Below are 14,821 nucleotides of genomic sequence, written 5' to 3'. Positions count from 1 at the left end.
TTCCTGATTGCTCAGGAAAGCCTCTTAGCGAGCGGCATATTATTTATATGCCGGGTTTTGGGTAAGGTTTGGATTAAGACCAATTGCTTGCTGCGGTATAGGCAACAAGTCGCGCCCTTCGGGCAGTGTAGTACGGTATACGCCATGCGGCTTTCCATCGGCGGTAGGGCCAAACGGATAAGGCTGCGGGGTTGTAGTTGCATCGGTACCGTAGGCTGCCTTGATAAATGCCGAAGCAACACCAGGCCCTGCCCTGCGCAAGTCATAAAACACCGAATACTCGGCAGTCAACTCATGCCTGTACTCGCTCAATACCATCTGTAATGGGTCGGTTATCGGCGAAGCGGCAGTCCCGTCATAACGGGCACCATCCTGCATTACTGCGGGAGCAGTGCCACCAAACGCACGGTCGCGCACAATTTTCAAATCGGCTAAAGCACCCGCAGCATTACCGGTGCGTACTTTACACTCGGCCCTGCTAATTAATACTTCTGCGTAACGCATCATGATCTGGTTTTGAGAACCGAAAATCACCTGGTTACCTGTACCGCCTGTAAGTTGCGGATCGCGCCATTTTTTAGCATTGTAGTACCCAGAACGTAGTTGATCTGATACACCATACCAAGGCTTCGCGGCGGTACCTACCGTATTTATAACTTTACCATCGGTACCTTTGTAACGTGCATCGCCGCTGGCAAAACCACTTACTACAGATGGATAACCTTTTATACCACCCCATTTTGCTATAATTCCGGGGCTTTTATTTTCATCGCCCGGGCCAACAACGGTAACCGCTTTGCGCAAATCGCCAGTTTGGTAAGAGTACCATAGGCCCGGGTTAGCATAATCATAACCGAAGTTAGAGATCTCTTCCGGCCAGCTAAAGTCATCTATCCAGGCAACTTCGCCTCCGTTTTGCCATCCGCCATCCCAGCTTTGTGATCCGGAAACTGCAAACTGGATCTCGAATATCGATTCATCGTTATTTTGATGATCAAATTCGTGCACATTAACAAAGTTGGGTAACAAATGATAATTATTAGTAAGCTCGGTATTATTAAAGGCTGTCAGGGCTGCGTTATAATCTTTCAACCACATTTGTGCCGCACCTTCGTAGGCGTAAGCTGCACCTTTAGTAGCACGACCCAGATCGGCCGCCGGCAGGGTTGTTTTAGACAATAATAAACCTTCGGCCATTTTCATATCAGATACCACTTGCTTAAACACCTCGTCCTGCGTGCTGCGCGGGGTTAAACCGTCAGTGATCGGTTTTAATTCCAAAGGCACACCACCAAAAGAACCGGCAAGGTAGTAATAGGTCATACCGCGTAAAAAGTAAGCTTCGCCGGTAAGGCGGTCGGCAAGGGCGCCGGTAAGTACACCATCTGCCTTTGCCTTTGTAATAATATCAAATGCGGCATTAGCACGGGCTACCGTAATGTAAGCATTGTTCCATAATACAGATAACGCACCAAAATCGGGATTGATCTGATAGTTGTTCCATGCTACATCCGCTCCATAATTGTAAAAATCATGCGTTTGGAAATTAGCGTAATACCATATTGCTTTTTTCAGTAAGTCGGCATTTTGGTAACCATCATAAATGCTGTTAACCAGGGCCACAACATCACCGGACTTTTGGAAAGTAGCTGATGCATTAGAGCTGAAACGGTTGGTTTGCGACAAAAAGTCCTTCTTACAAGCCAGAGGCATCATCAGCACTGCTGATAAGGCTAAAAGGCTAATATTCTTCTTATTTAATTTCATGTCTGTTATGTTTTTTTCTTATTTAAAAGTTACGTTTAAACCCAGCGTGTAAAACTTAGAACCCGGATAAGTACCGTTGTCGATACCGTTTTGGGTTGCATTGCTGCCCTGGATACCGATCTCGGGATCAAGACCTGTGTAACTTGTAATTGTGAAAAGGTTTTGGGTAGAAAAATATACTCTTATTTTAGCCAGGCTTGCCCTGTTAGCAATTGAGGTTGGTAAGGTGTAACCTACCGTAACATTCTTCAATTTCAGGAAACTGCCATTTTCTATCCAGGTGCTTGAAGGCACGCTGCTCAGGGTTTGTGCATCGTTAAAGGTAGCCCTTGCAAAAACGTTAGACGGATTGGTTGGCGTCCATCTGTTTTCATAATACTCGCGGCTAACATTTTGTACACCAACGAAACCCCTGTTTGAGAAACTCTGCAGATTACTTTGCTGGTAGTTTAAAATTTTATTGCCATATACACCGTAGAAGTAAGCATTCACATCAAACGCTTTGTAAGCAGCATCAAGATTTAACCCTCCATAAAATTTCGGCAGGGGACTACCCAAGCTAACCTGGTCGTCAATGGTAACCTGCCCATCGCCGTTTGTATCGGCAAAGATGCGGTCGCCAGGAGCAGTTGCTGCCTGGTAGTAATACGGGTTTGCAGGGTTTTTAGCTGCGGCTACTGTATTTAATGCAGTGATTTGCGCCTGTGTCTGGAAGATGCCTAAAGTTTTGTATCCATAAAACTCGCCTACCGGGCCACCCACATAGGTTTTAGTGTAAGTATTAGATGACCATCCCGGGCCAGTTAATGCTAAACCGCCAAAAGTAGTTACAAAGTTGGTTCCTGAAGTTAAGCTGGTCAGCTTGTTTTTAACAGCCGAGAAGGTCAAACCAACACCATAACGGAAATTTCCTGACGCGTGGTTATAGTTAACAGCAACCTCAATACCTTTATTTTCCATACTACCTACGTTACGGGTAATGAAATTGTAACCCGATTGCGCCGGTGCTGCAAGTGTTAGCAAGAAATCTTTCGAATCTCTTTTAAACACATCAACTGTTAAGCTTAAAGCACCGTTTAGGAATGACGCATCCATGCCAATATCTGTCTGGTAGTCTGTTTCCCATCTCAGGTTGTCATTTGCAGGTTGTAACTGGGCGATACCGCCCTGGTATAATTTGTTAAACGGATAACCTAAGTTACCACTACTTGCAGCAGGTAAACCTGTCGAATAAAGCGCTTCGTACTGGAAAGGACGAATAGAGCCCTGATTACCTGTTTTACCGTAGCTACCTCTTAATTTCAAGTCGGTTAACCAGTTAACATCCCTCAAAAAAGGCTCGTTTTTTATCTGCCAGGTTGCACCCGCTACCGGGAACACACCATATTGATTATCCTTACTAAACTTAGAAGAACCGTCTCTCCTGACTGTACCGTTAATAGAGTAACGATCCATAAACTTATAGGTTAACCTTGCAAACTGTGATGCCAGAGTTGTAATGGTTTTACCATTACCCTGCACATCAAAAATAAGGTTATCCAATTGGGCTAAGTCCCTTATCACGCTATTTTTGGGGATACCACTGGCACCGTTAGCTGTGAAAGAAGTACTTTGCTGAGATACACCACCCACAAAACTAATGGCGTGCTGGCCAATGGTTTTGTCATAAGCGATAGTATTTTCCCAAAGCCATTCAAAAGTATTGTTTTGGCGCTGGCTGTATAAAGCATTTGTAGGTACAGCAGCAGGGTATTGCTGTTGGATACGCCTATCTTCCGGCTGGAAGAATGAGCCCGAGTACGTGTTTAAGCGCACACCCGCATTTGTTTTGATCCGTAAGCCCGGCAATAAAGTAGCCTCTAATGATGAATTGGTGAGCAAGTTGTTACCAATATTCTCATACTCATTCGTTTTAATATTGTAAACCGGGTTGCTGTATTTAGCCACATACGCGTTATCCGGGTTGTAAAAGCCGTAATTGCCATTACCATCGCTTATCTGTTTAGTAGCACTGTTACCGCCATCAAGTGTTGGCACTAACTGCGTTAAGGTCCCTAATGAACCGGTACCGTAAGGGTTGTTAGATACCTGGTAGGTGTATTTGGCACTGGTGTTAGATTTTAACCAGCTTGTTGCCTGGTAATCCAAGTTAAGGCCCAGGGTTACCCTTTTAAAATAAGAACCTAGTACAATACCTTTTTGATCGTAATAACCAACAGATGTGGCTGATTGTAACTTCTCGTTACCGCCACGGATGGCTATGCTGTAATTTTGTGTACGGCCTGTTTGATACAAGGCGTTCTGCCAGTCGGCATTGGTTAAGCCGGCCGGATTACGCCAGATCGGCAATTCCACAAAATTAGGCTCAGCGTCGGCCACTTCATTTGCTAAGGTGGCCCATTGCTGTGCGTTGAGCAGATCGTATTTTTTAGGTTTCATCTGGAACGAGTTATAGGCATCAACCGTTAGCTGAACGCCATCTTTGCGCCCTTTTTTGGTTGTAACGATAACTACGCCATTTGCACCACGAATACCGTAAATGGCTGTTGCAGAAGCATCTTTCAATACATCTATCGACGCGATATCATTAGGGTTAAAGTTGTTGATACCACCATCTATAGGGTAACCGTCAACCACATATAAAGGGCTGTTACCACCGCTGGCTAAACTACCCACACCCCTTATCAGGATGTTGGTGTTACCGCCCGGGGCACCATCATTTGCAGTTACCTGCACACCTGCTGCACGGCCCTGTAAAGCCGCCTCTAAAGTTGGCACGGGTAATTTTGCAATCGTCTCGGCACTTACAGAACTTATAGATCCGTTAAGATCTTTACGCTTTGCTGTACCGTAACCTATCACCACCACCTCATTCAAAGCGCTTACGTTAGATTCAACGCGGATAGCATAAGTATTGCTTACGGTAAGCTCTACTTCGCGTGGTTTGTAGCCAACGCCGCTAATAACAAGTGTACCGGTAGTTGGTACGGATAGTTTAAATGCACCGTTAGCATCCGTCATGGTGCCGGTGGTCGTACCCTTCAGTGAAACAGTTGCGCCGGGTACAGTACCGTCCGCAGCGGTTACCGAACCTGTGATCTGCCGGGTTTGGGCATAACCGATCGTGCTTATCAACATTGATAAGCTTAAAACGATCATTACCACAAAATCTTTAATTTGTAGTTTTCTCATCATACTTAATGTTAGGTTTAATTGGTTTGTGATTTACAAGCTGTGGAGGGTAGCCTATTAATCGGAATAAAGATATAATGACGTTTGTTTAAGGGATGCCACAAATGTTAACGTTTATACCACAAATGTTAACACATCATATAAAACTGATTTACAACGTTTTATAGATAAAATAAAAATCATCATTAAAAAGTGGAGCTAATAGCAGCCCGATTATAATTGAATATTAATTAGCTTGAAAATGACCTTGCAAAGCATAAACGGCGGTGGATACCGCGCCTTTGATAGATTTATAGGTTGTAGAATAAACGGCGTTAGCTCACACCCTCTAATTGCTCCTTCAGGTTTTTCTGGTATTCCTGAATATATTCTGACGGCAGCAGGCCGTACTCTTCTTTAAATACTTTGGAGAAATAGGTAGGGTTATTAAAGCCCACTTCATAAGCTACGTTTGCAATACTTAGCTGGCTCTTTTCTAATAACTGCACGGCGCGTTTCAAACGTATGGTACGGATACAATCAACCGGGGTTTTGCCGGTTAGGGTCAATAGCTTTTTATACAACGACACCCGGCTCAGGTTAAGCTGCCTGCTCAACTCTTCTACCGAGAAATTAACATTTGTGATATTGACCTCGATGCATTCAAAGGCATTTTTCAGGAACTTATCATTCTCAGATACCACGTGGATATCTTGCGCCTTTACCTCCACCTGATTCTGATAGGTTGATTTTAAGGTTTGCTGCATTTGTAAGGAGTTGTGAATCTTAGACAGTAAGATCTCAAAGTTAAAAGGCTTAAGGATGTAATCGTTAGCACCGCTTTCCAACCCGGCTAACTGATCTTCATCGGTAGTTAACGCGGTAAGCAGTATAACCGGGATCTGCGCGGTACGGCTGTCGGCCTTTATTTTTTTACAAAGATCAATTCCGTTCATTTCGGGCATACTGATATCGCTTACGATGAGCTTTGGATGCATAGCAAGCGCCTTTTGCCAACCCTCCCTGCCGTTTGCCGCTTCTATAATGTGAAAGCTATTCTTCAGGTTGTCTTTCAAATAAAACCGCAGGTCATCATTATCCTCAACCAAAAGTATGGTGGCTTTTTTACCTGCCGACTTGTTACCTTCAACTACTTTAGCCACAACCGGCAATAGTTCTTCCGGTTCAATGTCTTCAATAAGATCAACGCCGGAAAGGTCGGTTTGTGGGCTTACCGGCAGCGCAACAATAAAGCAGCTCCCATAATTGGGTTCACTCTCTAACGTGATGGTGCCGCCCTGCATTTTCACAAACTCCCGGGTTATAGAAAGCCCGATGCCGCTACCCTGGTTCAACAGGTTTTCGGGCATATCATTCTGAAAAAACCGCTCAAACACTTTGGCCTGGTTTTCTAACGGGATGCCGATACCGGTATCTATCACCTTTATCTCGAGCAGGTTTTGAGCGGTGCTTTTGTCGGCAGATAAACTGACCAGAACGCTAATATGCCCGCCTGATGGGGTAAACTTAAATGCGTTAGACAGCAAATTGAACAAGATCCTTTCCAGTTTATCATGATCAAAGTGGGTAATATAAGAGAGTACCTCACTTTCAATTAAGAACTGTATTCGTTTTTGCTGCGCAACATCTGTAAATGATGATGATACTTCTTTAATGAATTTCACGATATCACCCTGCTTTAATGAAAGCTTGAGCTCGTTGTATTCCATTTTTCTGAAATCGAGCAGTTGGTTAACCAGGTTCAGTAAACGCTTACCGTTTCTTTTGATAGTAGATAACTGGTTTTGCTGATCGGCGTTCTCTGCTGTTTTAATCAACTTATCTATAGGCGATAATATCAATGAAAGGGGTGTTCGGAACTCATGGCTCACATTGGTGAAGAACTTGATCTTCATCAGGTCCAGCTGGTGCATCCGGCGGGCTTCTTCGCGTTCCTGCGCTATGTTACGTTCTGCTTCAATACTGTTTTGTGTTGCCTCAAATTCGCGTTTCAATTTATTTATACCACGATGGCGGAGATAAAACAGGCCGCCTAACAATAATATCAAGTAGCTGGCATACGCCAGGTTTGATTTGAAGAACGGCGGCAAAACCTTTATATCAAGTGATATGGTGCCGTCGGATATGTCGCTTGAGCCTTGCTGCCTTACTTTGAAAACATAATCCCCGCCATCAAGATTGGTATACGTGGCCTTACGGTTATCATCATTAACTGTTATCCAGTTTCTATCAAATCCCTCAAGCTTATACTCAAATTTAATTTTATCGGGGTTAAAATAGTCGCAAGCGGCAAATTCAATATCAAAAACATTTTGACTATGACTTAACGTGATCTCTTTTGTTTCTGATAGGGCTTTGGTTAACACCACCCTACCATTAACCGTATCGCCCGCAGCAACAGATCTGTTAAAAAGGCGCAGATCTGTAAAAATCAGGTTAGGCTTTGGTTTAAAGGTATTAGAGATTTTAGGGTCAAATAAGTTAAAACCATGGATACCGCCAAAAACAAGTTCGCCGCTTTTTAATTTCTTTGCTGCGTACAGATTAAACGCACGGCCCTGAAGGCCATCCAGCTCGTTATAGTTGTTTATCTGTACCTTATATTTACCGTCTACTTCGGTAAGCATGATGCTGGCAAGCCCGTTAGTTGTGCTTACCCACATCCGGCCCGAGTTATCTTCAATAATATTGGATACATTGTTGGCGGGCAGGTTAACACCTTCTTCAATATTCAGGAAGCCGTTGGTTTTCGTATTCAAGATACTTAAACCATCTTTGGTACCAATCCACATCAATCCTCGCCTGTCTTCAGTAATAGTATTTACATCATTGCCAACAAGCGTGTTATTATTTTTCGGTTCGGATAGATAATGTTTAACCGTATCCGATCCGTTCGTTATCAAATCAACGCCGCGGTCCCTCCCTATCCACTTATTGTTATGCCTGTCCAGAAAAATAATGGCAGTGTAATCTGAGTAAGAGGCATATTTAGGATGCCTGAACGACTTTGTCTTAGGGTCGAACACGTTTAATCCCCCCGCAAAAGTGCCCACCCAAAGTTCGCCGTTCTCGTCTTCTATCATTGTATACACCCGGTCGTCGGTTAAGCTTGCCGGATCTTTTTTATTATGCCGGTAGTGCGTAAACGTGGTGCCGTCGTAACAATCCAAACCGCCAAAGTAGGTGCCTATCCAAAGCTTTTTTTGCTTATCAATATAAAGCCTCACTATAATATCATTAGCCAGGCTATTAGGGTTTGACGGATCGTGTTTAAATTGCTTATAACTATTAGCCGCCCGGTCAAAGTAAACAAGCCCGTTACCATTTGTCCCGATCCATAAATTCTGCCTATCATCTTCCTCAAAACTATTGATATCTTCAAAAGGCAGGCTTTTGGGGTTAGTAGTAAAGTGCTTGTACAGAGGGAATTGCATAATGCCCTTGTGGTAGTAGTTTACACCCTGTTTAAAAGTACCTGCCCAAACGGTTCCCGTATTATCCTTATATAAATAAAGGCTGTTACCGCTTAAGGATTTTGGATCGTCGGCTTTACTCAGGATGTACGAAACTTTACGGGTGGCCGGGTCTATTACGTTTATACCGCCATGGTCAGATCCTACCCATATCTTGTTATCATCTGCCTGTATGATACTGGTTATCACATTAGAATTAAGCTTACCGTTCGGTGTATCTTTACTGTAATGCTGTAATTTCTCTGTTTTTGTATTGTAACTATAAACGCCAATTGTACCCGCGTCAGAACATACCCAAAGGTTGTTTTGATTGTCCATGATCATAGTAAGGCTGCGAGGCTTCATTTCCAAAGCTTTAGACAGTCCATCAAACCGTTTTAAAATTTTATTGGTTTTGGTATCTAACTGATCAATTACCCCGTCGCTGTATATCAGCCAGATTTGGCCGCGCCGGCCCGCTACGATGTTTAAAATATGATTGGAATGCAGTACCGCCGGCGATGACGATGCGGCACTATAAAACTGCGTATTTGCAATAGCCTGGTTATACCGGTAAAGGCCTCTTTTATTTGTCGAAAACCAAAAATCGCCCTGCTTATCCTTAACTATGCCGATTATGGGATTATCAGGAATCTTGAACCGGGCAAGTTCTGCAGCGATGTTGTTAGAAAAACGCTCTATGGCTGGGTCATAAATACTGATGCCGCTATGGGTAAAGGTCCAAAGTTTTTTACCGGGGCCTTCCTCAATTTGCATCACGTGGTTTTCGGCTAATGAATTTGGATTCTTAACATCACGCTTAAACACTTTAAACTTACGGCCGTCATACCGATTTAAGCCAGATGTGGTACCAAACCACATAAAACCCTTTTCGTCTTTGTAAATACAGTTAACCTGGTTATCAGAAAGGCCGTTGGTGATATCTAAATGAGAAAATTGGTAGCTGTTATTTTGCGCATATAAAACCGAAGGCACGGCAAGTAACCATATGTAAAAATATAGGATCTTAAAACGCATAGCTATAATTGGTAGCAGTTAGTCGCGGGGTCGTTTAACTGCTGATTAAAGGTATCAAATAAATGTAGATACAACAGTAATAATTAGAAAATAAAAAACAGCACTGTGCAACAGTACTGTTATTTATTTTCTAATCAATGATCGATTATTTTTTATCACCCAGATTAATTGTCTCCGGTCTTGAATAGATGTCTTTTACCAGGCTACGGTCGTTGTGGGTCCATAACCAATCGCCCCAAACCATAAACCAAACCCACTCGGGCTGGTATTTCAATATCACGGGTTTTGGCAGTTCGCCTACCTCGGTTAATGCTATCGGTTTACCTTTTGCCAACGCTAACAGTTCATTATAATCCTTTTGCTCGTAATCAGCGTTGTAAATATCAGTGCCTAAAATATCTACATATTTAGCACCGGGATAAAAATCTTTATAGGCAAAAGCTTCATCTTCGGGCAAGTCGCGTGGGCCGTTTGCACCCCATACCCATATCAGGTTGTTTAACTTGTGATAATTAGTGTAACGGTCATACATCATTTGCCATAATTTGGCCACACCGTTCTTTCCTGGTTTGTTGCCCCACCAAAACCAAACGCCGTTCATTTCGTGATACGGCCGCCACAAAACCGGCACTTTTGCATCCTGCAATTGCTTCAGCCATAAGGCTACCTGGTCTATCTGTTTCAGCCAGCGTTTATTCAATTCGGTGTTTGGGGTGACCAATTCATTCCATTGCGCATCGGTAAGTTTGGCCTGTACGCTTTCCTTCCACCCGTAAGGCGGGTTGTCTATTGGCCTGCCCTGGTGCCACATCAGGCAAATGATGTTGCCGGCCTTATATTTTTTGATAGCTTCATTTACAATATCCTGCCCTTTATCCTGTGTGCCGCTCCAGATAAAATCATTGCCCCAAAGGGCGGGTTCTTTACCGGTAATTGCCTTTACGCTATCGATATGCCGGTCAGGTTTGTAAGGGTAACTATGCTGACCGGAGATGATCTGCTTGCCTTTGATGCCGTAGATGTACGACAAAAGCTGCCTGGCTTCTGCACTGGTATTTGGATTAATCGGCGAAAATTGTTGTTGGGCGTAGCTGTTTAATGTAGCAAGTAACGCAACAGAAAATAAATATCTTTTCATAATGGAATATTTAAGGGTTATTTAGTTTTGTTAAGCACGTGGTCGGCAGCCATGATCAAGAAAAGGTAATCTGACGTACCGCCGCCCAATACATATTCGCCCTGCTGCCATAGGTAGGGCCAGTTCAATAGTTCCGGAAAATCCGGGCGGATCAAAGCCGTTCCCGACGTTATCCCACCTGGGATATAGGAGAGGTCGGCACGGTTAAAGCCGTAAGCAGTGGTCATTGATTTAGCACCCACACCCGATGCAAAGGATGCAGTGTTTGACCCCGGATGGCAGCCCAGCACAAAGTTAATGGCATGCAGCATATAATCATCCGTAAAAATATCCGGGAAGTTGGTGTATAAAAAGTACTGTTTGTAGCCAAAGTTTTGAATCCCCCACCCCGCTCCCCAAATGCTGGGCTCATAAGGCACGCCGTAAGGTGTTTTGTTGCCCTGCTGTTGTATCTTTAGGTAAAGCTTCTTTACAGCAGCAGTGATAGTAGCTTTGTAATTAGCATCATTAACAAGGCCCATAGTGCGGCTAACCAGCCAACCGTTGCCTTCTATACCGGCGGCTATGCCCGGTGCGTTGCTCACCAAAAAATCGGCATACTCTTTATCTCTTGTGTTAATTAGGAGTTCTGTAGCGAGGGCGACCCTGCGCATCGGGTTAAAACTCTTGTTATCCTGCCATACTTTTTTGGCAATTTGTAAACATTGCACTGCCAGCGTGTCGTTATAACCCTTCATTACGCGGCTGGCCGCGGCTAAGGCAGCTGCTGTTTGAAGACTGCGCGCCGGATTATCTTCTGTAAATACCCAACGGTCATCGGCCGGGGCGGGCAGGTTGGTTATCGGGTCGACGTTATTTGCTTTGGTGATGTAAGGCCTGTTATCGGTAATGTTAGCTGCATCGCCAAGCAACACGTATTGCCTGATGCTGGGCTCGATAACCCCGCGATAAAACCTGCCCATTGCCTGGTAACCGCCCGTGATAGAAAGTAGGCCATGCTCTATCTGCTGTAACAGATCAGGCTTGCCGTCGGGTTGCTGGATCTCTACCAGATGGTTCTGCTGGTCAATAGTGGTGTTATCGTATTTAATATCAAACTGCTCATACGCCAGTGTTAACCCATGTACCGTTTCGGCCTGCGACTCTACCCTCAGGTCAAAGTCGCCGGCATCATGCCAGGCGCCCCGGTTTAAAAAAGGCACATTATCGCCGGGTTTAAACTTGGTAAGCGTACTGTGCCCCTGCAGATAACCGTCAAAATGATTAGAGTCAATCGGAGCCATGCGGGCATCATCCATATGGCATAGGCCGTGCCACACCCGGTATTTATCATTAATGCGCATGTGGCACATTTGCGCGGGCATAAAATACTCCAACGTGGGTTGCCAAACATCATTTTTAAAAACATCTTTATTGATCTGGAACGGCGCGGTTTGGTAAGTGCCGTACTTAACAACATACATACCGGGCTTAGTTACCTTAGTAAAATCAAGCCGCAGATAATGATATCGCAAAAAATCGCCCCATTCGGTTGGTGCTGTTTTGATCGCTGTTTCCAGCCCGCCGTTTTCAGCAACGCGCATCAGAGACACAGGCAGACGCCTTGTATCGTTACGGTCGAGCTCTATAACCGCCACTTTTTGCTGTGCAGGATGATAGCCAACCTGCGACACCTGCACCACCGGCGATGATAGCCAACCCTCAATAGCATGCGGCGTTACCATCCACTCGATAGCGTTTTTGGTAGCACCCTTTGCGATAAGCGAGCGTACCACATACCACCCGTTGTTGTGTTTGGCCCTGCCATCTAGTAGCTGCAGGTTACCATCCTTTAAATTCTCTATAATCATGCGCTGGCCGTCTGCCTCTGGCGCTATGGTTAATTTCTTACCGGTAGCAAGCGGGGTTACTTCGTTTTCGCCATAGGCACTTTTAAACATCTGCCCATTAGCCTGGGGTGTAAAAATACCAAACTGCTTATCCATGTAATACGATTTGCCATAGAGGATGCCTGGGAACAACTCGATATTAAAACCAACACGGCTAATCCAATCATCGGGCAGGGGTTTATCCAGATCTATGATAATCTTAAACCCTTTACCAACAGGCAATACCCTAATGTTGTAAGCAAAGTTCAGGTCGGGGTAAATGATGGGGTTAAAGCCTTTCCGGTTGATCTCGGGATTAGGGTATTCCATCCGTACACTTACCTCACTTTTGGCTTTATCGACCACCCTTTTTCCTACTTTGGGGATAGGCGACCACTGGCCCGGCGTTGGCTCTAACCGCAGATCGCCATTGGTTGCCACGCGTTGCCCGTTTTGGATAATGCCTACGCCGCCCTGATGCCCTTCGGGATAAAAATCATGGGCAAGCATTACATTGACACCCTGGTATTGAAGATATTCCTGACTGTTAAGCACCATTTCATTTGGTGCTTTTTTATTTTGCGCCTTAGCTATATCAACTGCAATACTCAGAGCTAAAAAAGCAACTACAAATACCACTTTATTTTTATACATATCTTAAACGCTTTTTTTGATAATTATTTAGACCTTACCCGCGCCGACTCATTCCCTTGCAAGTCGACCGCGTTTATTGAAAGATTATTATTACCTTTTAATTCATCGGGTAACTCCATATTTGTTAATGGCGTAAATGCAATCCTTTTATCGCCTTTGTAAATATTGTAGCCCAGCAGTTGTTTGTTGTCAGTTGCTTTGCGCCAGTTTAGACTTGTTTTCCCGTTGTTAGTGATCATCCTTAAAAAGGCAGGTTGCGTTGGCGATGTTGTGTCAGGCGTTAACTGGTTAATGCAATTAATAAAAGCCCTTAGCGTATGATAAGTACCCTTCCAGATCTGACCTTTGAGCGCGGTTTTCATTTGTGGCTGTTTATCTATACCACCCTGGTACCAGTCGCCATGCTCCTGATCTATCAGATAGGTTTGTACATAATTCCATAACTGCGTAAACTTGGCGTAGTATTGATGCGGATCTTGAGGGTAATAATGATCCATAATAAGTAATGTGTTCAAACCCTCTGCTTGTGCCCACCAGTTTTTGGTATCGGCCAGTATGGTAATGCCCTGTTTGTTCTTGTAATAAAAGCCCTCGTCATAAAAGCCGCCAACGTTGTTATCCCAGCCGTTATCCAATGCATGATCTACCATCTTTTTACCCAATTTTAAAATGGCTGTATTGTCTTTAATACCGGCCACATGCGCTGCCTCTAACATCAGGTAAGCGGTCTCTACATCGTGCCCGAAAGACACATGATCGATACTTTTATACTTCATCACCGCTGTTTCCGACGAATCACTCAGTGACACCGGTGTCCAGTCGGGTTGGAAAAATAATTGCAGGTAACCTTTTGGTGTGATGATGGTATCGGTAAGCAGGGTAAGCATTTCACGTAACCGCGTCTTCAACAACTCGTCGGGCCAAACCTGGTATAATTCTGTAAAGGCTTCTAACAAATGGATAGAGGTATTCTGATCCTTATACCCCAGTTCGGCACGCGGGCTGATACCTGTAGGCCTTTTGATGGGTGTGCCGTCGCGTTCCATATGCTGGTAATAGCCCTTGTAGATAGGGTCGTGGCTATGCCGTTCCAGCCACAGAAACTCCCGCTTAGCAAGGTTCAACGCACTTGTATCACCCGATTGCTGATAATATGCAGCCAAAGCATATAGTGCAAACGAATTGCCATAGGTTTCTTTCGGCGAGAAGCTACTGGCCTTATCCTCTCCCTTAGCGTTGGTGTAGGTGTAAAAACCACCGTATTTTTTATCCCACAGTAAGTTCTTCATAAACAGGTAACCCTGCTTTGCTCCTGCCGCGTAATATTTCACAGATGGGAATAGTTGGGCAGCCTTGGCATTGCTCCAAACATGACGCGCCTGGGTAACAATCATTTTATCCTGGTTACCCACGGGCTTAAAATCGTAACTAAATGAGCTGATGAAGCCTCCATTTGCGCTATCTATCGACCGCGGGTACCATTGTTTTAGCAACTTACCCGTCATGGATAGCTTCATTTCTGAAGCTACCTTTTGACGGCTTTGCGCCCCCGCCGTAGCCGGACTTAATAAAAAGCCGATGTGCAACAGGATGAGAAAAAGTACAGGGTAAAAAGTTTTGGTCATAGGTGTATAGTCATTGCGGCTGATTGCTAACCGGTAAATTGTATATGTACTGAAAATTGGGCTGTATTGGTTTATAACAGTTTGGTA

At 44.3% G+C, this 14,821-nt stretch carries 6 protein-coding genes; all 6 read right to left on the bottom strand.

The genetic code is table 11. From position 1 onward, the window contains the following. Window positions 1-39 precede the first annotated feature (39 nt). The 6 genes from IDJ76_RS09210 to IDJ76_RS09185 all read right to left on the bottom strand — a co-directional run bounded on the left by IDJ76_RS09210 (window position 40) and on the right by IDJ76_RS09185 (window position 14,734). Window positions 40-1,767 carry a RagB/SusD family nutrient uptake outer membrane protein gene (locus IDJ76_RS09210; protein WP_191163007.1) on the bottom strand — a complete coding sequence of 576 codons (1,728 nt, stop codon included), beginning with the start codon at window positions 1,765-1,767 and terminating at the stop codon, window positions 40-42. 18 nt (window positions 1,768-1,785) lie between these two features. Then, window positions 1,786-4,962 carry a SusC/RagA family TonB-linked outer membrane protein gene (locus IDJ76_RS09205; RefSeq protein ID WP_191163006.1) on the bottom strand — a complete coding sequence of 1,059 codons (3,177 nt, stop codon included), beginning with the start codon at window positions 4,960-4,962 and terminating at the stop codon, window positions 1,786-1,788. A 311-nt stretch (window positions 4,963-5,273) separates the two neighbouring features. After that, window positions 5,274-9,449, bottom strand: coding sequence for a hybrid sensor histidine kinase/response regulator transcription factor (locus IDJ76_RS09200; protein WP_191163005.1), 4,176 nt, complete (start codon window positions 9,447-9,449; stop codon window positions 5,274-5,276). A 145-nt stretch (window positions 9,450-9,594) separates the two neighbouring features. Continuing rightward, window positions 9,595-10,587, bottom strand: a complete 993-nt coding sequence (locus tag IDJ76_RS09195) for a glycosyl hydrolase (RefSeq protein WP_191163004.1) — start codon at window positions 10,585-10,587, stop codon at window positions 9,595-9,597. A 17-nt stretch (window positions 10,588-10,604) separates the two neighbouring features. Next, window positions 10,605-13,109 (bottom strand): glycoside hydrolase family 9 protein, encoded by a 2,505-nt coding sequence (locus tag IDJ76_RS09190; RefSeq protein ID WP_224746264.1) that lies wholly within the window; start codon window positions 13,107-13,109, stop codon window positions 10,605-10,607. A 23-nt stretch (window positions 13,110-13,132) separates the two neighbouring features. Further along, entirely contained in the window at window positions 13,133-14,734 is a 1,602-nt protein-coding gene (locus IDJ76_RS09185; protein WP_191163003.1) for an AGE family epimerase/isomerase, read from the bottom strand. Between the last annotated feature and the right edge of the window lie 87 nt (window positions 14,735-14,821).

It is taken from the genome of Mucilaginibacter glaciei (assembly GCF_014773245.1).
Taxonomy (GTDB): Bacteria; Bacteroidota; Bacteroidia; order Sphingobacteriales; family Sphingobacteriaceae; genus Mucilaginibacter; species Mucilaginibacter glaciei.
The sequence above is the reverse complement of the archived record's forward strand: the minus strand, read 5'-3'. Positions and strand labels throughout refer to the sequence as shown.

Coding starts and splice junctions, on each gene's coding strand:
- IDJ76_RS09210 (WP_191163007.1), bottom strand. CDS start 1,767: ATGAAATTAAATAAGAAGAATATTAGCCTTTTAGCCTTATCAGCAGTG.
- IDJ76_RS09205 (WP_191163006.1), bottom strand. CDS start 4,962: ATGATGAGAAAACTACAAATTAAAGATTTTGTGGTAATGATCGTTTTA.
- IDJ76_RS09200 (WP_191163005.1), bottom strand. CDS start 9,449: ATGCGTTTTAAGATCCTATATTTTTACATATGGTTACTTGCCGTGCCT.
- IDJ76_RS09195 (WP_191163004.1), bottom strand. CDS start 10,587: ATGAAAAGATATTTATTTTCTGTTGCGTTACTTGCTACATTAAACAGC.
- IDJ76_RS09190 (WP_224746264.1), bottom strand. CDS start 13,109: ATGTATAAAAATAAAGTGGTATTTGTAGTTGCTTTTTTAGCTCTGAGT.
- IDJ76_RS09185 (WP_191163003.1), bottom strand. CDS start 14,734: ATGACCAAAACTTTTTACCCTGTACTTTTTCTCATCCTGTTGCACATC.